Here is a 20,256-nt window from a genome sequence, read left to right on the forward strand (position 1 = left end):
CTGCCGACCGCTGACAAGGCGGAGCAGTGCCCAGCCACCGGGGTCCCGCCCAGGTAACCCCAGGGTGGGCCGTGTGCAAGCGGTCCCCTGCCGTCGGTGCCGAGTGGGTTGCCACCAACCTCCGCCTATTTGACCGAATACGAGCCCTAAGAGCGCGTTTGGTTATGGGTCGGTCGGGTGTGTCGCACAGTGGGTCCGGTCGATGGATGTAGCTCGGTCGGTAGACAGGCATGGATCGAGTGCGGTGGTACCCGCCTGACCTGACCGACGCCGAGTGGGAGATCATCGAGCCGATGCTGCCGTCTCCGCAGTGGACGGGCAGACCAGAAAAACACGCCCGCCGGGCCATCATCGACGCCATCTTGTACGTGGTGCGTACCGGCTGTGCGTGGCGGTACCTGCCGGTCGATTTCCCACCGTGGCAGACCGTGTACGCGCACTTCACCCGGCTGAACAGTCGGGGCGTGACCGAGCGGATCCTGACCGAGCTACGTGAGCAGATTCGGGTGGCTCACGGCCGTGAGCCCGAGCCGACGGCGGGGATCATCGACTCGCAGAGCGTGAAGGGTGCCGACACCGTGCCCCGCGCCACCCGCGGCTACGACGCCGGCAAGAAGATCAACGGCCGGAAACGGTTCATCGTCACCGACACTCTCAGCTTGCTGGTCACCGTCTGGGTCCTGGCCGCGTCCTGGCAGGACCGCGACGGCGCCAAGGGAGCTCTGCTCGCCACCTACGCGGCGACGCCCATCCGGCATGTCTTCGCCGACTCCGGCTTCGCCGGCCGCCTCGTCGACTGGGCCCGCGACCTGCTGCGCACCACCGTCGAGATCGTCCGCAAACCCGCCGACCAGCAAGGTTTCGTCGTGCACCCGCGCCGCTGGGTCGTGGAGCGGACCCTGGCCTGGCTCACCGCCCACCGCCGCCTGGCCCGCGACTACGAAACCCACCGCGCCACGTCAGAGGCCATGATCCGATGGGCCGCCCTCGGTGGCATGCTCCGCTGCCTCACCCGAGACGAACCCGCCACCCGCCAACAACGCCTCACCTTCAACACACCCGACTGACACCAATGTCAAACGCGCTCTAAGTCGGGCAGTTGCAGGGCTTCGCCCTGTTACGTCGTCGCTGCGCTCGACTCGCCCACATCGCTTTGAGCGCCGCACGGGTGCTGCCTAAAACGTGCCTACCGAACTGATGTCAGACTCCGGCCCCGGGTGCTGGTCATCGCCTAGGAGTTGGACGCGACTATCCGGGGGGCAGATCGTCAGCTTCTGAAGCCGAGGCACGCGGCAGAGGTGCCCCGAAGCGCTCACCTCCGGTGTCGGCTTCGGCAGATCCACTGTTCAAGGCGCAGGTCGAGGTCAACGTGCTGGTTATCGCGCAGTTGCTCACTGCCAGGTCCGTCGCTGGCCCGGAGGCGCGGGAAATTCTGGTGTGCTGCCGCGCCCGCTACACGCAAGCTACTCCCGGACCTTGCGATGCCGAGGGTCTCCCGCAGGACTGCTGCAGTTGTCGTACGAGGCGACCAAGGAGCGGCTACAGCGGAGCATATTGAACTACCACAGCCCCGAGGTGCAGAGCAACGCCGACTTGTTCGGGCGAGATCCTCTTGCCTATTTGGCGGACGGTGTGGTTGAAGGGTCAACCAACGACCGACTAGCAGTTGAGCATGGCGGTAGCTTGCTTCCCGCCAGCGTGCGCTATGCGCACAGCCGGGCCGCAGGGGCCGGCGCGGTGAGTCACACCATGCCGGCCCCTACTATCAACGGGTCTAGGTGGCGGTTCTCGTTACGACATCGGATGGCTGACCCAGGCCACCAATGTTCTTTGCCCGCACTCGGAATGCGATTGTGTCGCCGGCATCGAATAGCAGAACGGTCTTAAGGGTCGTGGGCCCCGTGAAGGGACCGATCCGCACAGCCTGGGCCTCCGACTGTTCCAGCACGTTCCAATAGTCGACGTAGTAGTAGACGTTGGGTGAGGGATATGAAACCGAATTCCAGGAGATCTGTATTGCGCCGTTTGCGATGTTAGTGGCGGTGACGCCCGCGACCTTCGCCGGCGGCTGGATATTCACCGTAAGCCCGAGGATGTTCGAGCGCGAGGCCTCGGCCTCGTTCCCGCTCGCCCATGGCACGACGTACCATTCAAAATGGTGCCCTTGCCGTTCCGGGACCATGACCGGCGCTGCGACGACGGACGGGCCAGTTGTCCACAATTCTCGCCGGGTGAATGGTTCGTTGGCGGTGGCGTCCCGCGAGTAGACCCAATACCACATGTCCCGGCCGTAGTCGGTCCAGTTTAGGGTGACGCGGCCGTCGGGCCCAGCCACGCCCGTGAGGTTTGTGGCCTGGTTCAACGGCGGGCATCCGCCGTTGCCCTCCTGGGGCGGGGCCCAGCCGTCGTACCAGCCGTAATCAGCAGCCATCGCGACTGCCGAAGCGGGCGTTACCGCTGCAGCCGGCTTGGACAGTTCGTTGCCTTGGGCCTCGAGACTGTGATCACGGATTCCGCGTTGGTACGAGCCCGAGTCGGACGAGCCTGCTGTGGAAGGCACAGTCGCCGATCCAGGTTGGAACATGTCCACAGGAACGTCCAAAAACCGAGGACGATAGATGCCGGCATCGTGGTTATTGCGGCTGCGGCAGCCGACGCTCACTGCGGAGGTGTTTACGTTGTACGAAACGACGACTTTGTCCGATGCTCCCAAACCAGCGTGTACTCGGGCTTCGTAGTAGAACTGGTACTTATGGGCCGCATCCCGAGGCCCCTCAGGTGGCGTATATAGCGATATTCTGGATGCTCCGAAACCGTACGGTGTAGCAGCGGGATGCGCGATGATATCGCCGCCGTCGAGGCCGGGCTCGTGCTGGACCAACCAGTACGACCCCTTAACCTGTGCAACGCTAAAGCCGTTCTCGACTTTAAGATCCGGCGAGACAGCCCGAGCCGCTGATTGATTCCCGACCGCCGACCACGTGGAACCCGTCCAGAAAGTCCAGCGGCTGGGGTTGGTCAGATCGTTAGGCGTGGCCTTGGCGACGTAGAGCCGTCGACTGTTTTGCGCATTAACTATTCCGGCGCCGTAAATGTAGACCTCGGAGCCTTGAGGCAGCAGCGCGAGCCCCCAGTTAATTGGATGTTGCCCATACGAGTAAACCGGCGGCAACAGGGTCGGCTGCATATTAATAACGCTACTGCTTTCCAAGGAGCTGATCGGAATTGCTGCCACCGCACTGTGCGTGTCCGTCCACCACCCTCCCTGCGGCACATTGCGATAGAAAAACTTCACCACATTGTTCCCGACCACCATCGCATCACCGGGCCAGTAGTACGCACTGCCAGTCGGCTCAGAGAACGGCGTCTTTGCGAAACGGTCCCAGAAAGATAGCGAGCTGTCATTTTCGCGGCATGTGTTCCCCCCGGTAATGGTACGCATGCTACTGCCATTCTGGATGACGATTGAGTTACGCAACGTACTTCGATTGAATCCGTTCACCCGGGCAGTCGGTGAGTTCAGAAATGAGTCAGCAAAGAACCAAGCCCGCTTGCCACTCGGCAAGGAAACTGACTGGGTGGCATCCGCTCCACTCCAGTCGGAGCAGCTAGCACTGTTGCCGTAATTGTTAAACAGGGAATTGAGCGAGCTATTCGGCTTGGCAAATCCGACGCTACTGTCAGCATTTACCTCGCCAACCTTCTCAGTATCGACTGGATTCCCGTCCTCGCCGCAAAGGTATGCAGGTCCAGTAACCGGGGTGTAGGTCTTTTTGTGAAGGCTTGTGTTTACTTGCTTCGTCGAGAGGCTAATGCCGTAAATGGAGGTACTGGTCTGGAGCGTCGTCGTGCTGGCCTTGGACACCCAGAGCGGATTGTTAATCTCAGTTTTGAAATTATTATTCGTGCACGTATAATAGCCCGAGTATGACGAATTGCGGCTGCCCCCAGTAAAGGAAACCGGCAACGCCTTCGTCACTTTGGCGTCCCTCTTTTGCGTCGCATCACCCGAAAGGCCACACCAAAGTCGGAAACTATAGTAGTCGTACTCCGCCTCAAGGTCGCGGATAACGTTCTGCCCAACACTGAAAGGTACGCCATTGCCGGCTTCGGTTAGATCGGTGTAGCCACCACCCGCCGCGACTACCTTATATTCATAGTTAACGGCGACTTCAGTCGACGATTCCGTGCTGCTACTCCACTCGTATTTCATGGTCGTCTTCTTGCCCGTTTGTGCGCGCTGAACGGGAACCCAGGTTTTGATTGGACCACCTTCTCTGATCCACCAATACTGGGCCCACGGATGCCCTTCCCAGGTGCGGGCACATTCACTATCCTCCAGCGACTGGGCTCCTGCGGCCGGCCCGGCTTGGCTCATCGTGTCGGTTGCACTCGTAGTGGCGGTCAGCCTCATGCCGGCCAACTCGGGTGACACGCGACCGTCTTGAGTACGCATCCCGAAGGTTCGGGACCGGTCTGAAAACACTCGCTTATCATCAACTCTCGCGAGTGCGGGCTCACCAACCGTAGAAGGAAGTTTCACCTTCTGCTGGTAGAGCATCGAGTGCCGGCCACCAAAACTGACGAACTGCAGGGTGACCTGGCCCTTCGGATCAAGGTACGAGCCTAGATTCTTGAGCGCCGGCACCTGCAGCTGAAATTGCCCATTCTGCTCGGTTTGTGTAGCCGCGATTTGGAGACCTGGAACTGAGGCAGATCCGGCCAGCATGGCCGGGCCTGGGTCGAGATAGACTGCCAGATCTGCATTACGAATCGGCGATCCATCCTGGTCGACCAGGTTCCCCGAAATCGGGAAGGATGTGCTGGCACGAGCAGGGTCGCTGTTCGCAGTAGCCACGTTGCTGCCTCGTGCCGGTGACACTGAGGCGCTGCTGGCCTTGCCGCCCGCGTAGACGGGGTTTTGTCCGAAGATTGTCACTACCAGCACGATAGCTAGAGACCATGCTATCGAACGAGCAATCCGCCTGGTCCCACTCGCTCCGCGACCTCTCCAGAGCATGACCTGTCTCAAGCTGATCCTCCCCCGCAAACGAATTTGATGGCTCAAAGTAATACGGCTGTCAATGAGTGTCAAGAACGTCACTCTCTGCACAACAGGTGGCGTTTCATGCACGGCTGACAGACACCATGGGGCTGGCCTAACGGGCAGAGTCAGCTCCTTCGAAGGCGGGACAGACGTTACTGTTCTCCCGCCAGCAGGACCTTCCAGGTCAAACCCGGTTCCTGCAAGGCCCGCGGCGCATATGGAGATCCTGGTGCACTGGGCACCGGGCACCGGGCACCGGGGCACCGGGGCACCGGGGATGACGCTGCGTGAAGGGCCCATCCCTAGTCAGTAGCGGCAGAAATTCGCGCCCCACCGCTCAGCTGCCCGCTGGTCGCGCGAGGGACCGCCGCGTCACCGGGTGCGAGTATTTCGATAGCAGCGTGACGCGCCGTGGGCCCGGATCGTGGCACCGCAACGCAATAAGTCCGGGTCCGGGCACGAAAAAGTGGGGTTGAAAATTGGATCGAACCTTCTAATTGAGCGCTGAGCTACCTGTCATGTTCTGGTTCACATGTGGCGGTGGAAGGTGCACAGACTGCCACGTAGCTCGGAATAAGCGCCTTGTGACGAGCGCCTTCATACTCATAGATAAGTTCTACGCCTCGACGTGCGGAGCGACCCGGCGCGACAACTTCGTAACCAATCTGGATCTCGATCCAGCGATCCTCGCCCTGCTGCGGTGCTTCAACAATGAGACCCTCGACAGGCACGGCACCAACCGTGTAGGGCAATGCAGGCGGAAAACCTGGCGCCTCCTGAAACGACCCGACGTCGGAACCCGGCGGAAGCATGTCGGGATTGACCCGAGCTCGAACCCCGATCACCCGCACAGCCCTTCCCTCGTCGTCCATGATCGGCGTCGCCGAGATAAGGCGTAACGGCCCGCGCGCCTGCGGCGTCACTGTTATTAGATTCAGTCCATCGGTGAATCGTGTGCCGACGTCCTTGGAGGTCTGCCAGCCATACGGTGCTTGGTCCGTTCTGAGTTCTTCGCCCGCGCTCATGGTTTGGGAACCGTCCCCACTGCGCAGAACCGGCACAAGTATCCCGATCATTGCGAGCAATAGGAGAGTGGTGACGACCCAGAACGTTCGGCGAACCCGGCTGGATTGCGGCTCATTTTTCAAAATGCTCATCTTGTTCAAAATATTCACCAATCTGATACCGAGACGTTCAGGTTTCGGTCGGATGAGCACCGTAGCGCCCTACCCTGGCGGCAGGGAATCTCGCCCGTCCTGATCGTGCCTGTTTCGGCGGGTACGCCTGGTGCCGGATTGATGAGGGCGAGACCCAAGCGTGACAAAGGCGCCCAAGACGTGGTGCTCGACCTCGACGCGCACCCCGCCGCCATCGCTGCGACCGCCTACCTGGACCGGGTACCGGCCCGGCTGGTCACCGGTCGCCATGGCCTGCACGTGCGGCTCATGCCGCCCGCCCCCGAACACCGGACGCGACGCGCCATGCGACGTCCCGGCCCACGTGTCGACCTGATCCTGGCGACCCTGCCGCAGGGCGCGCAGGGCCTCGCACGAGACGGCATCGCCGCAGCAATGAGTATCTGGCGGCCTCTGCTGCGCCCCGGCGGGTTCCTGCTTGTTGGACTCGCCGCCTTGCGGCCTCAGCCGGGTGAGGTCAGCCGCCGAGCCACAGTCATCGCCGCCGCCCGCGCCGCCGGGTTCTTCTACCACCAGCACATACCCGCCGTCCTCGTCCCACTGCCCGAGCACGAGCCACGCACCGCCCCGGAACACCCCGACGAGGCCGACGACGGCCGCCGTCTGCTCGCTGGCCGCCACCTTCCGACGTTCCGGGATCTGGTCGTGCTCGGGACCACCGCCACCGGTGAGGAGAGCGCCCATGCCTGAGTCCCGTCCGCCGTCCCACACCGGCAACCCCCACGACTCCGAATCGCCGTACCCCAGCGCGTCCGACCTCGCGGCACTGCTCACCGAGGGCTACCTCGGTGCGGTCTGGCTCACCGGTCAAACCGCGTCGCGCGACCTGCGGCGCGGCCGATACACCCCGGAGTCGTTGACCCACCCCGGCAAGATGCTGCCGACCATCCCCCGCTACGCCATCCGCACCTACACCAGCCCCGGTGACGTGGTGCTCGACCCCATGGCCGGCATCGGCACCGCCGTCATCGAGGCCATGCACCTCGGCCGTCACGGCGTCGGCGTCGAGTACGAAGCCGAATGGGTCGCCAAGGCAGCCGACAACATCCGCCACACCGTCCAGACCGGGGCGCCGGGCCGGGGCGAGATCTACCACGGAGACTCGACCGCGCTGCCGGCACTGCTGCCGGCCAGCCTGCACGGCCAGGTCTCCCTCGTAATCACCTCACCGCCCTACGGGTCGTCCACCCACGGCCACGTCCGTACCCCTGGCGCAAGACGCGGCAAGATCCGCAAGATCAACCACAAGTACGGCGGCGCGGACAACCTCGCCTACCGCAGCCACGGCCAGCTCGCCGACGGGTTCACCGCGATCCTTGCCGGCTGCCGGGCTCTGCTGCGGCCCGGCGGGCATGTCGTCGTCACCGCCCGGCCCTACCGCCGCCACGGCGAACTCATCGACATCCCCGGCATGGTCGCCGCCGCCGGCATCAACGCCGACCTTGAACTGGTCGAGGAATGCATCGCCCTCATCTGCGGCGTCCGTGACGGCCTGATCATCCCCCGAGCCTCGTTCTTCCAGCAGAAGAACACCCGCGACGCCATCGCCACAGGTGACCCGCAATGGCTCGTTCAGCACGAAGACGTGGTGATCTTTAAGGCGTCGCACCGATGAGCGACCGCACGTCGGACACACCTGCCGAGACCTCCGCGACGAGCCCTGAGCCGACCGTCGAGTTTCATACCGAACCGGAGCTGACTGAAGCCGTGGCTCGTGCGCTGCTGACCTTGCTGCAACGCTCGTCAGCCAGTAGTAATCCGGGTCCGGTCGAATCCACCGACGCTTGATCAATTCATGCCGGTATGCGTGAATCCGTGCAACCACGCGTCCCGCCGGTCACCTAATCCCTTGGGTGGCCGGCGAACACGTGCCCACTACACCCGGAAGGCACGTTCGGTGACCATCGACATAACCCGTATCGAAGACACTGCCGCCGCCCTGCTCACCCGCCGCGAATACGAGCGCTTTGCGTTCTACGGCCGCGTCTCCACGGAGGACCAGCAAGACCCCGTGGCGTCGAGGAATTGGCAGGTCACCCGCGCTACCGGCCTTATCGAACCGATCGGCGGCATCATCGTCGCCGAGTTCTTCGATATTGGCCTGTCCCGCTCCCTGCCATGGAAGCGACGGCCTAACGCCGCCAGGCTGCTCGACGCCCTCGCCGACCCGAACCGTGGGTTCGACGCAGTCGTAATCGGCGAGCCCCAACGCGCGTTCTACGGCAACCAGTACAGCCTGACCATGCCCGTCTTCTCACACTATGGCGTCGGACTTTGGGTACCGGAGGTCGGTGGCGCGATCGACCCTGAATCCGAAGCCCACGACCTCATCATGAGTGTGTTCGGCGGCATGTCCAAAGGCGAACGAACCCGCGTGAAGATCCGCGTCCGCACCGCCATGACCTCACAAGCAAAGATCGAAGGCCGATTCCTCGGCGGACGCCCGCCCTACGGGTACCGCCTCGCCGACGCGGGACCGCACCCCAACCCGGGCAAGGCCGCCGACGGCCGCCGCCTACACAAGCTCGAACCCGACCCGACCACCGCCCCCGTCGTACGCCGGATCTTCGCCATGTACCTCGCCAACAACGGCTACTTCGCCATCGCCGAGGCACTCACCCGCGACAGCGTCCCCTCACCCTCCGCCGCCGACCCCGCCCGCAACCCTCACCGCACCGGCGAAGGCTGGGCCAACAGCGCCGTCAAGAACATCCTGTCCAACCCCCGCTACACCGGCCGGCAAGTGTGGAACAAACAGCGCAAGGACGAGGTGCTCCTCGACGTCAACGACGTCGCCCTCGGCTACGAAACCAGGATGCGCTGGAACGACAAGGGTTCCTGGGTATGGTCCGACACGATCGCGCATCCGCCGCTCGTCACCGTCAACGACTTCGAACTGGTTCAAACGATCATGGCGGCCAGCGGCCGAGGTCGCACAGGCACCCAACAACGCAAGGTCCGCCGCCACTACGTCCTACGCGGACTCATGCTCTGCGGGCTATGCGGACGCAAGATGCAAAGCCACCAAGCACACGAGACCGCCTACTACCGGTGCCGCTATCCCAACGAGTACGCCCTCGCCAACCACGTCCAGCACCCGCGCAACGTCTACGTCGCGGAACAAGACATCGTCCCCGCCCTCGACAACTGGCTCCTCAAGGCGTTCGCCCCGCACCGGCTCACCGAGACGATCCGCCGACTCCACGCCGCCCAACCCAACGCCGGGCCCGGCACCATCGCGCCAGAGATCATCGCCGCAAACAAGATCATTGCCGCGTGCGACACCAAACTCCTCCAGTATCGCGCCGTCGCCGACGCCGGAGGCGACCCCGCCACCGTCGCTGCCTGGATGACCGAGGTCAACGCCAAACGCGCCGCTGCCATCGCCCAACGCGACACCGCATCAGCACAAGACCAGGCTCCCCGGCACCTCAGCGAGGACGACATCCGACGCCTCGTCGGCGGTCTCGATGTCATGCGCAACACTTTGCGCGACGCCCACAGCGAGGACAAAGGCAACGTCTACCGCGAGTTGCGGCTCGCCCTCACCTACAACCCTGGTGAAAACAAAATCAGCGTCGAGGCTAAGCCCGACGCTGATTACTGTGGGGTAACTGTACGTGTCCGAGGGGGGACTTGAACCCCCACGCCCTATACGGGCACTAGCACCTCAAGCTAGCGCGTCTGCCATTCCGCCACCCGGACCTACACGTTCAGCCTACCTCGCCGACCAGATGATCTTGCATCCGGTGTTCGGCACGGCGGGCCGCACGGGGAGTTACTGTACACGCCGCTCGTGGATCATGCACATCGCCTTCCGGCGCCTCCGTTCCGACGCTTCCGCCCCTGTTCAGGCCGCCTGAAACGCCTCACCGACACGGCACCCAGGCGTGTCCGGGTAGCGTCCGGTGGCCCTCTGACGGCAGCATTGCCCTGTGTCCCATCCCTCCCCTCTGGCAGCCGCCCAGCACCGGGCCCTCGCCCTGCGCGCTGCCGGCGACCTCAGCGCCGCCCGGCAGCTGCTCGCGGAGGCTGTCGGTTCCCCTCCCCCTCCGTACACCGACGATCACCCGGAGATGCTGCACACCGCGCACCTGCTGGCACGGCTGCACCGCGAGGCGGACGATCCGCTCGCCTCCCGCCGGGTGTTGGAGGAGGCGTTCGCCGCGGGCGAGCGGCGGTGGGAGCACTCCGACCCGGTGCTGCTCGCGCTCGCTTTCGAGCTCGCCGAGGTAGCCGAAGAGCTGGGCAACCGGCACGAGGCCCGCCGCAACTACACCCGCGTCGCCACCGCCGGGCCCGCCGTGCTCGGGGAGGACCACCCGGCGGTACGCGCCGCCCGCGCCTACCTCGGCCCACCCGCCTCGGCCCCGACCGAGCAGCACGACCCACCGCCGACGCGCAGCGCGGAGCCGGTGGGTGCGGCGGCCGACGCCGGCGCCCGGTCGGCGCTGTCCGGGCCGACGCTGTCGCTGGCGACCCTGGCCGCGATGCGGCCCTCCGCTGATGGCCAGGCCGCCACCAGCTCACCCTGGGCTCCGCCGGCCACACCCCGGTCAACCCCCCCAGGGGTACGCGTACCCGCCGCACCCACCCCGCCCCATAGCGCCGCCACAGTGCCGCCTCAGGTGTCTCGGGTGCAGCCCGCACCCTCCTCGATCACGCGGGCGCAATCCAGTCCACCCGCCGCCCCGACGGCGCCTGCCGCGCCAGGGCCGGCGCGACCGGCACTTCGGCCAGCCGACCAGCAGCCGCCCGAGACCGCGGTGCCCACGGTGGCGCCCCGCCGAGCCCCCGACCAGCAGCCGCCCGGGCCGTCCCTGTCAGCGGTCGACAGCCAGCCAGGGCCGAAGGCGGCAGGCCAGCCACCCGGGCAGAGGGTCGAGAACCAGCCACCCCGGCCGAGGGCCGAGAGCCAGCCGATGCCGGCGTCCGGTCAGCGGCCACCACACCGATCATCGTCCGGACCCGCCGTAGCGCCCCGTCAACGGGTCGGCGACGACCCGGCGGTCGACGCTTCCCACCGGCCATCGAGCGCAACCGCCCCGACCCCGACCTCCTCGACGCCAGCAACCGGGCTGCCGGCGCCGCGCTGGGACGACCCGACGATCCAGGTACGGCAGATCGAACCGCTACTCGCCGAGGAGGCTGCCCGAACGGGAGTCGGAGCCACCGGGGCGAGCGGGCCGGTCGACGCGTCCGCTGCCCAGCCGGGTTCTCCGAGTAGCCAATCCCCGAGCAGGAGTCACCCAGGGTCAACGCAGCCGGTCAGCGGAGCACCAGCCCACCCGGTCAGCGCGCCGCCCATCCCCCCGCACCCAGTCTCCGCACCACCGGCCCTCCCCCATCCGATTTCGGGACCGCCGACGCACCCGGTCTCCGCACCACCGAGCCACCCCGTCTCGGCGCCACCGGCCCACCCGGTTTCCGCACCACCCGGGCACGCCTACCCCGTTTCCGCACCACCCGCGTTCGGCCAGCAGATGTCGGCGCCGCCGATGAGCGCGCCACCCTTCCTCGCGCGCCCGCTGAGCGCGCCACCCGTCTCCGCTCCGCCGGTCAGCGCACCACCCGCACCGCCCTGGGGGTTGACCGCGCCGCCGTGGAGCCGCACCGGCCCACCGCCAACTGCCGGTGCCGGTGCCGGTGCCGACGACGCTGAGCCGCTCCAGACGGACGCGGAGCGCACCGGCGCGGACGGCGGTGAGTTCGGGCTGGACATCCTCGACGCCGCGGTGGTGCCGACGCAGCGGGCCCGGGCCGCGGCATCCGACCAGACCGAGGTGCTCCCGGCCGTCGCACCTGGCAGTGGCCCGGCCAGGGAGTTCGCCAGTTCGGCCCAGCCCGTCACGGCCCAGCCGCTGCTGGGTGCCCCCCAATCACACCCCGTCGAACCGTCTCCGGCTGCCTGGTCACCGGGTGGGGGCAGCCCGCCGCCGACCGCGCCGCGAGCGGCCCCGCAGTACCAACCAGGTCAGCAGCCGACCCAGACGGAGCAGGACCACTACCCGACGCAGGAGCACCGCCCGTACCAGGCGCCGTACCCGGGTCAGCAGTACCACCACCCCGGGCCGGACGCGTACCGGCCGGCGTACGCCGACGAGAGCGACTCGGCGGGCCGCAACCGGGCGACGCTGATCGGCGCGGTGGTCGCGGCCGGGGTGGCTGTCGTGGTGGTGGCCGGGCTGGGTGCGGTCGTGCTGACCCGCGACGACCCGCCGCCCGGCGGCGGCGCACCGACGGCGGTGGCGCCGACGGGGGTCGCACCGACGGCGGCCGGGCCTCCTCCGGGGGATCTGAAGCTCCGGGACGACTCGACCACGATCACGCTGACCTGGACGGATCCGTCCGGCGGTGCGGTGCCGTTCATGGTCGCTGCCGGACGTGCCGGGCAGGCCTTGGGCGTGATGGCCACCGTGGACCCGGGCAGGACCAGCTACACGGTCAACGGGTTGAACTCGCGAGTGGACCACTGCTTCACCGTGTTGGCGGTCTACTCCACTGACAGCTTCGCGACTTCGGGGCAGGTCTGCACGGCGCGGGAGCGCACCACCCCGTCGAGCGGAAAGCCCTCAGGGCGGCCGTCGCCGAGCTGAGCCGAGCTGAGCTGGGCGTCCACAACGCACACGCTCGGTATCCACAGGGGTGACCGTGCGGGTTCCCCCGCCACCAGCAGCGCCATATGATGGCACCCGGCTCAGGGGAGGGGTCGCCGCGAGGCGCGCCACCTGCCACGACTCAGGGAAGGCAGCCGGCTGTGGCCAGCATGGACGACGCCGTACGGACCGACGCCCCCCGCTTCCGGTCCCGGTTTCGCGGCGGGCTGGTGACCATCGGCACGGTGACCGCGCTGCTGGCCGCCATGGGGTTGACCGTCCTCGGGTTGGGCGCGGCGGACAACGCGGTGGCCAACTACGACGCGAGTTCCTGGCTGTGGAGCGCGGCGCGCAGTGAGCTGGCCCGGGTCAACGGGGTCACCGCCCGGGTGGACACCCGCACCGAGATCCCCGCCGCCCGCCAGCACCCGATGCAGGTGACCCAGACCGATCGGCTGCTGATCCTGCGTGACCTGCAGACCGGGCAGGTCAGCTCACTGGACCTGGCGACCCTGCAACTGACCGCGACCACCCGCACGACCCCTGGCCTGGGCGTGAGCGTGGCCCTGCACGAGGACGCGGCGTTCATCGTCGACGCTGTGCAGGGCATCGTTCGGCAGCTCGACCCGCGGTCGCTGTCTCCGATCGGTGAGCCGGTGCACTACCCGCCGGGCATCACCGGCGGCACCTTCGACGGCACGGGCCGGTTATGGATCGCGGTCCCCAGCCAGGGCACCGTCTCGGCGATCACCGCCGCAAAGCTGCCGTCCGCTCCCGCCTCGGCGGCCTCACCAGGCGCCGGTCTCAGCCCGGAGCGTGTCGACTCGTACGACGTCGCCGAGGCCAGCCACGAGTTGGTGGTTTCCACCCTGGACGACGGGGTGGCGGTGCTCGACCGTACGGCCGGCAAGCTGGTGCGGGTGCAGAGCGGCAAGGTCCACCCGACGCCGTTGACGCTGTCCGGTCCGGCGGCGCTGCCCTCGCGGACCAGTGGCTCCCGGGTCCCGGTCACCGTGCCCGCCGACCGGCGGGTGCTGGTGGTGGGTGACGGTGGTGAGGAGAGGGCGTTCACCGTGCCGGGCGAGGGCGACCGACTCAGCCCGGCGGTGGCCTGGGCGGACCGGTTCTACTGCGCCGACGAGGCCACCGGCACCATCTACGCCTTCGACGGGGGCGGTCAGCTGGTCGAGACCATCGGCGGGCGGGCGAACGGCCCGCTGGAGCTGGAGGTCCGGGAGAATCACCTGTTCATCAACTCCCCCGACTCGGCGACCGCCCGGGTAGTGGACGACAAGCACCAGGTGCGCGAGGTCAACAAGTACGCCAACGACGTGCTCGGCGGCGATCCGCCTCCGGTTGCCCCGCCGCCGCCCCCGCCGAAGAAGCCCCGGGTGGGCAAGCCGAGCGCGCCGCGCAGCGTCACCGCCGCCGCCGGTAACGCGCAGGCGCGGGTGAGCTGGCGGCCAGCGGCCGCCAACGGCGCCGAGATCATCAAGTACGTGGTGGAGGGCGCCGGCCAGCGCCTTCAGGTGGGTGCCAACCAGCGTGCGGTGGAGGTCAAGGGCCTCACCAACGGTGAGACGTACCGGTTCGCGGTGCACGCCGTCAACGCCAAGGGCGACGGTCCGCCACGCAACAGCAACCCGGTGACCCCGACCGCCGCGGTGCCCGATCCGCCAGCGAGCGTCACCGCCCAGGAGCGACCGGACGGCACGGTCCTGGTGAAGTGGCCGGCCGCGAACGGGCAGGGCAACAAGATCGCGAGGTACGCGGTGACGGCCAGTTCGGCGGGGACGAACGCCCCCGCTGGCGAGTCGACGAAGACGGAGCTGGTGGTGCCGGCCGGTGAGCTGGAGTTCGGCACGCAGTACGCGTTCACCGTGGTGGCGGTCAACGACAAGGGCGCGGGGTCGGCGGCGTCGCCGGTCAGCAACACGGTGGTGCCTTTCGCGGCGCCCGGTCGGCCGCTCAACCTGCGGGCGGGCACCGTCGCCAACCAGCCGGGTGCGGTCACGGTGCAGTGGGCGCCAGCCGAGGCCAACGGTCGGCCGGTGACGAAGTACCTGGTGGACGTCGGCGGGCGCGTCAGCGAGGTGACCGACACCCGCACGACCGTCACCGGGCTGGGCAACGGCCAGAACGTGACGGTGAAGGTGAAGGCGGTCAACGAGGCGGGGCCCGGTCCGGAGGCCACCGCCACCGCGCGTACGGTCGCCGAACCACGCGTCACGGTGACCGGCTCGTCGGCGACCGCCACCGGGGCGACGGTGACGTTCACCGTGGACGCCGGCGGCGGTCAGGCCACCTGCTCGCTGAGCACGACGGGAGAGCCGGCGAAGGCCGGGGCGTGTTCCAGCATCACGATGACGGGGCTGACGCCGGGCACCAACTACACGTTCACGGTGACGGCGAGCAACGCCGCCGGTAAGGGCACGGCGACCAGGGCGCAGGCCACCCCGTCGCTGTACGGAATCGCGACCTGCAACAACGGGCCCGACGGTGACCAGCGCACCTACTGCAACAAGGAAGTTGACGGCCGCAACGGCAACGAGGTCTTCAAGGTGACCCGGCAGGACAACGACCAGCAGGCCGGTTGGGCGAAGCCCGGCACCCGGCTGAAGGCGTACTGCAAGAAGTCCGGCGAGGACGTCGACTCCTACGTCTACAACAACCACAAGCGCAGCACCTGGTGGGTGCAGGTCGACTTCAACGGGAAGAAGAACTACATCCCGTGGGCCTGGCTCAACCTGGAGGGCGGCGACAACATCAATGTCCTGCCCACCTGCTGAACCACCAGGCAAGGAGCTCCGCCGACCGTGAACACCCACGAGCCGCTCACCCAACCGGAGGTCCAGGGCTTCGCGGCCCTGGCCGCCCGGCTGGCCGAGAACGTCAACGCGGTGGTGCTCGGCAAGCCGCAGGTGGTCCGGCTGGCGCTGACCGCGCTCTTCGCGCAGGGTCACGTGCTTCTGGAGGACGTGCCCGGGGTCGGTAAGACGACCCTGGCGCGGGCCATCGCCGCCACGGTGAAGGGTGAGTGGCGGCGCATCCAGTTCACGCCCGATCTGCTCCCCTCGGACGTGTCCGGAGTGACGATCTTCAACCAGGCGACCCGGGACTTCGAGTTCCATCCGGGGCCGGTCTTCGCCAACATCGTCATCGCCGACGAGATCAACCGGGCTTCACCGAAGACCCAGTCGGCGCTGCTGGAGGTGATGGAGGAACGCACCGTCACCGTTGACGGGGTCCGGCACCCGGTGCCGTCGCCGTTCCTGGTGGTGGCCACCCAGAACCCGGTGGAGATGGACGGCACCTACCGGCTTCCCGAGGCGCAGTTGGACCGTTTCCTGGTGAAGCTGTCCGTGGGCTACCCGGACGAGGCGGTGGAGGTCGAGGTGCTGCGCGGCGCGACCGTGCGCTCCCCCGAAGCGCTCGCCCCGGTCACCGACACCGCCACCGTCGGGGAGATGGTCCGGATGGCCCGCCGGGTGCACATCGCCGAGCCGCTCTACGCGTACGCGGTCCGGCTGGCCGCCGCGACCCGCACCCACCCGCAGGTGCGGGTCGGGGTCAGTCCCCGGGGTGTGATCGCGTTGACCCGCGCGGCGTGCTCGTACGCGCTGATCGACGGGCGGGGCTGGATCATGCCGGAGGATCTGAAGGCGCTCGCCGAGGCGGTGTTCGCACATCGGCTGCTGCTCACCCCGGACGCCCAGGTGCGCGGTGTGACCGCCGGGGAGGTGCTGCGCCAGGCCATCGCCTCGGTGCCGGTGCCTCTGCCGTCGGGGCAGCCGGCTCCGGTGCAGGGCTGACCGGCAGCAGCGGCATGGGGATCACCGCCCGCGGGGTCGGGCTGATCGTGGCCGCCGTCGTCCTGCTGGGGGTGGGTTTCCGGTTCGCGTACCCCGAGTTGACGATGCTCGGCGCGGCGGCCGGCGCGGCCGTCGGCTACGCCGCACTGGTCGCGGCCTGGCGGCCCCGGTTGACGGTGACCCGCCTGGCCGACCCGGATCGGGTGGCGCGCGGAGAGCCGGCGAGCATGACGTTGACAGTGCGCAACTCGGGCCGGTTGCGGTCGGCGAACCTGCTGGCCGAGGACCGGTGTGGGGACCGCACTGTGCCGGTGCCGGTGCTGCGCCTGCGTCCGGGCCGGGACACCGAGGTCCGCTACGACGTGCCGACCCACCGACGTGGGGTGGTGCCGGTCGGGCCACTGCGCGTGACCAGGCGCGACCCGCTGGGGTTGGTGGCGCTGGCCCGCCCGTACGGCGCGACGGTGCCGGTCTGGGTGTACCCCCGGGTCCACCCTCTGTCGGCGGTGCCCACCGGAGCGGGGCGCAGCCTCGACGGCCGGGTGGACGGGGTCCCCCACGGGTCGATCACGTTCGACTCGCTGCGGGAGTACGTGGTCGGTGACGAGTTGCGTCGGGTGCACTGGCGGACCAGCGCGCGGGTGGGTGAGCTGATGGTGCGGGAGAACGTGGACACCAGCCTGCCCCGCCTGGTCGTCCTGCTGGACAATCGCGCCACCGCCCATCCGGAGCGGGTGGGTGGGGTGGTGGAGTCGTTCGAGTCGGCCTGCGAGGCGGCGGCGTCGATCGTCACCGCCGCGCACCGCGCGGACCTGCCGGTGGTGTTGCTGTTCGCCGCCGCGGAGCCGGTGACACCCGGCGGGGAGGTGGATGGGGGCGGCGCGCTCGGGCCGTTGGACCGACTCGCCGCCGCCGAGTTGTCGAGCGACGACGACGCGGTCCGCGCGGCCACCACCCGGCTGCGTCAGGACCGGCTCGGCGACACGCTGATCTTCCTGACCGGGCCGGGTGGCCGGGGCGAGTTGGGGCACGTGGGGGCGCTGCGGGGGGCGTACCCGTCGGTGGTGGTCGGGGTGTTCGGCGGGGCCGAGCCGACGCCGCCGGGCGCGGCCGGCCTGGTGGTGGTCGACGCGGCGGACGGCGCGCAGTTCGCCGCCGAGTGGGACGGGGTACGCCGGTGGTGACGCGCGTCGTGCGGGTGCTGCGGGCGGCCGCCGTCCCGGTGGCGCTGATCGGGCTGACCGCGCTCGCCGGGGTGGTGCTGGGCCGGGTGTACGCGGGTGACCTGCTGACCCGGCTGGTCATCGGCGCGGCGGCCGGTTCGGTGCTGGTCAGTGTCGCCACCCGGCGGTTGCCGTCCTGGCTGGTGGCGCCGGTGTCGGTGGCCGCGATGGCCGGTTGGACGCTCTGGTCGCTGCGGCTGGCCGCCAACCACGCCGAGCTTCCTGGTGGCCTGCTGGAGGTCACCGCCGACGCCGCTCGCAACGGCATCCCGCGGCTGCTCACCGCGATGATTCCGGTGGAGCCCGCACCGGACACCGTGCTGGTGCCCGTCGTCGCCGCCTGGCTGGCCGGGCTGGCCGGAGCGGAGGTGGCGCTGCGCGCCGGCCGGGTGCTGCTGGGTTACCTGCCGCCGGCCGGGCTCTACGCCGCCGCCCTCTACGTGGTCGGCCCGAACGCCGAACCGGCAGTCGGGGCGACGGTGGCGTTCGTCGCGGTCGCCGCACTCGGCCTGGCGAGCCCGCCCGGCACGGCAACGGCCGGCGAGGACCCGGCCGCCAGCCTGACTCCCCGGGTACGCGCGGCGGTGCGGCTTCGGCTGGCCGCCAGCGCGGCGCTCGGGGTGGCCCTGGTGGTCGGGTTGGTCGCGGTGCTCGGTCCGGTCGTCGCCGGTCAGGTCGACGGCCGGCCGGTGGACCCGCGCCGGTACGTGGAGCCGCCGCAGGTGCAGACGCTCGACGAGAACCCGCTGATCCGGATCTCCGGCTGGGCGCTGCACCCGGAGCAGAAGCTCCTCGACGTGAGCACGGAACGCTCCGGCGCCCCGGTCCCGCCGTCCGGCGGCGCCTCGCCGGAGCCGGAGCCGGACGCCTCCCCGGGGCCGGCGGACACCGGCGGCGGTGTGCGGATCCGGTTGGCGGTGCTCAGCGACTACGACGGGGTGACCTGGCGGGTCGGCGCGACGTACCGCAACGCCGGCCGAATCCTGCCGGCTGCCACGCCACCCCGGGACAGCACTGTGGGAACGGTCCGTCAGCAGATCACCGTGGCGGAGCTGAGCGGTCGGCTGTTGCCCGCCGTGGCGACGCCTCAGGAGGTCACTGGCGCACGGGTGGCGTACGACCCGGCGAGCGGGACGCTGATCCGGCCGGAAGGGCTGACGCCGGGGCTGCGGTACGCGGTGACCTCTGCCGAGGAACACCCGGACTCGAACCTGTTGGCCACCGCCAACGTGCCCGCCGGTGACGAGGTGGCCCGGGTGCTGCGGGTCGCCGACGGTGTGCCCGACCCGATGCGCCGGCTGGCCACGCAACTCGCCGAGGAGAACGGCGCGCCGTTCGCGCGGGCGTTGGCGATCGAGCAGTTCCTGGCCGAGCACTACCGGGTGGCGGCGGACGCGCCGAGCGGGCACGCGTACCCGAATCTGAGTTTCTTCCTCTTCGGACCGCGTAACGGCGGCGGGCAGGAGGGCACCTCGGAGCAGTTCGCGGCGGCGTTCGCGGTGCTCGGCCGGCTCTCCGGGCTGCCGACCCGGGTGGTGGTGGGCTTCCGCGCCGGTGGGCAGGGGCCGGTGCTGGCCGGTGACGCGTACGCGTGGCCCGAGGTGCTCTTCGACGGGTTGGGGTGGGTGTCGTTCGACCCGCTGCCGCGTCCGAAGAGCGAACCGAGGCCGGTCGAGGAGGACTTCCGGCCGACGCCGGAGGATCCGCCACCGTCGGAGGCGCCTGCACCCACTGTGGAGCCGAGCGCCTCACCGGAGCCGGTGGCCGCCCCGAACGGGCCGCCCAGCTCTGGCCGGCCGTCGACAGTGGTGCTCGTCGGCGCCGGCAGCGGTGGCCTGCTGCTGCTGGTGGGGGCGCTGCTGCTCACCCTGCTGGCGATGCGCCGCTCGCTCACCCGCACCCGGCTCATCCAGGGTGACCCCGGCCAACGCATCGCCGGCGCCTGGCGGGAGGTCACCGACGCGCTCCGGCTGGCCGGCCGACCGGTCGGCGACGACCTGGCCGCCACCGAGGTGGCCAGACATGCCCGCCAGGCCCTCGCCGAAGCCCGGGCAAACGCGAGCGCAAGCGGCGGCGACGCAACCGACGGCAGTGCCACCGGCGACCGCGCAACCGGCAGCGGCGCACCCGCCGATGAGCCGGCCGTCGACGAGCTGGCGGCCCTGCTCAATCGGGTGGGCTTCGCCCCCGACGCCGCGGCGGCCGACCAGGCGGCCCGCGCCGCCGAGTTGGCCACGGCCTATGTGGCCAACCTGCGCTCCGCCCGCCCCTGGTGGCGCCGCCTGCTCTGGTCCGTCCACCCCTCCCCCCTCCACCGAGCCCACCAGTCCCGCCACCCCAACTAGTCCCCCACCCCCACCCCCGGCCGCCCCCGCGGCCTCC

The 20,256-nt window shown here is 68.8% G+C and carries 11 protein-coding genes, 1 tRNA gene and 1 pseudogene; 10 read left to right on the top strand and 3 right to left on the bottom strand.

Annotation, left to right across the window (positions count from 1 at the left end; genetic code table 11):
- The first annotated feature begins 202 nt into the window (after positions 1-202).
- Positions 203-1,067: pseudogene (locus tag HNR22_RS08895) on the top strand (IS5 family transposase).
- 707 nt (positions 1,068-1,774) lie between these two features.
- Here the strand turns inward: HNR22_RS08895 and HNR22_RS08900 are convergent.
- Entirely contained in the window at positions 1,775-4,939 is a 3,165-nt protein-coding gene (locus tag HNR22_RS08900) for a hypothetical protein (protein ID WP_179779959.1), read from the bottom strand.
- 617 nt (positions 4,940-5,556) lie between these two features.
- Positions 5,557-6,264: a hypothetical protein gene (locus tag HNR22_RS08905; RefSeq protein ID WP_179779960.1), complete on the bottom strand. Its 708-nt coding sequence runs from the start codon at positions 6,262-6,264 to the stop codon at positions 5,557-5,559.
- A 120-nt stretch (positions 6,265-6,384) separates the two neighbouring features.
- Between HNR22_RS08905 and HNR22_RS08910 the strand changes: the two genes are divergently transcribed.
- The 4 genes from HNR22_RS08910 (at position 6,385) to HNR22_RS08925 (ending at position 9,883) form a co-directional block, all read left to right on the top strand.
- Positions 6,385-6,933: a hypothetical protein gene (locus HNR22_RS08910; protein ID WP_425488042.1), complete on the top strand. Its 549-nt coding sequence runs from the start codon at positions 6,385-6,387 to the stop codon at positions 6,931-6,933.
- A complete protein-coding gene (locus HNR22_RS08915; RefSeq protein ID WP_179779961.1) occupies positions 6,926-7,858 on the top strand; it encodes a TRM11 family SAM-dependent methyltransferase in 933 nt (310 codons plus the stop codon). The genes HNR22_RS08910 and HNR22_RS08915 overlap by 8 nt, the downstream gene beginning before the upstream one ends.
- A complete protein-coding gene (locus HNR22_RS08920; RefSeq protein WP_179779962.1) occupies positions 7,855-8,031 on the top strand; it encodes a hypothetical protein in 177 nt (58 codons plus the stop codon). The genes HNR22_RS08915 and HNR22_RS08920 overlap by 4 nt, the downstream gene beginning before the upstream one ends.
- A 109-nt stretch (positions 8,032-8,140) precedes the next feature.
- Positions 8,141-9,883, top strand: a complete 1,743-nt coding sequence (locus tag HNR22_RS08925; RefSeq protein ID WP_343059745.1) for a recombinase family protein — start codon at positions 8,141-8,143, stop codon at positions 9,881-9,883.
- Here the strand turns inward: HNR22_RS08925 and HNR22_RS08930 are convergent.
- A tRNA-Leu gene (locus tag HNR22_RS08930) sits at positions 9,865-9,948 on the bottom strand. The genes HNR22_RS08925 and HNR22_RS08930 overlap by 19 nt on opposite strands.
- A gap of 230 nt (positions 9,949-10,178) precedes the next feature.
- Between HNR22_RS08930 and HNR22_RS31825 the strand changes: the two genes are divergently transcribed.
- The 5 genes from HNR22_RS31825 (at position 10,179) to HNR22_RS08955 (ending at position 20,219) form a co-directional block, all read left to right on the top strand.
- Positions 10,179-12,839, top strand: a complete 2,661-nt coding sequence (locus HNR22_RS31825) for a hypothetical protein (RefSeq protein WP_179779964.1) — start codon at positions 10,179-10,181, stop codon at positions 12,837-12,839.
- 161 nt (positions 12,840-13,000) lie between these two features.
- Entirely contained in the window at positions 13,001-15,628 is a 2,628-nt protein-coding gene (locus tag HNR22_RS08940) for a fibronectin type III domain-containing protein (RefSeq protein WP_425488043.1), read from the top strand.
- Positions 15,629-15,655: 27 nt separating this feature from the next.
- Complete coding sequence (locus tag HNR22_RS08945) at positions 15,656-16,651, top strand: AAA family ATPase (RefSeq protein ID WP_179779965.1); 996 nt, start codon at positions 15,656-15,658, stop codon at positions 16,649-16,651.
- A 14-nt stretch (positions 16,652-16,665) separates the two neighbouring features.
- Positions 16,666-17,835: a DUF58 domain-containing protein gene (locus HNR22_RS08950; RefSeq protein ID WP_179779966.1), complete on the top strand. Its 1,170-nt coding sequence runs from the start codon at positions 16,666-16,668 to the stop codon at positions 17,833-17,835.
- On the top strand, positions 17,811-20,219 hold the full coding sequence (locus HNR22_RS08955) for a transglutaminase TgpA family protein (protein WP_179779967.1): 2,409 nt from the start codon (positions 17,811-17,813) through the stop codon (positions 20,217-20,219). Before HNR22_RS08950 ends, HNR22_RS08955 begins: the two co-directional genes overlap by 25 nt.
- The last annotated feature ends 37 nt before the right edge of the window (positions 20,220-20,256 follow it).

The sequence above is a fragment of the Micromonospora jinlongensis genome, assembly GCF_013410645.1.
GTDB lineage: Bacteria > Actinomycetota > Actinomycetes > Mycobacteriales > Micromonosporaceae > Micromonospora > Micromonospora zamorensis.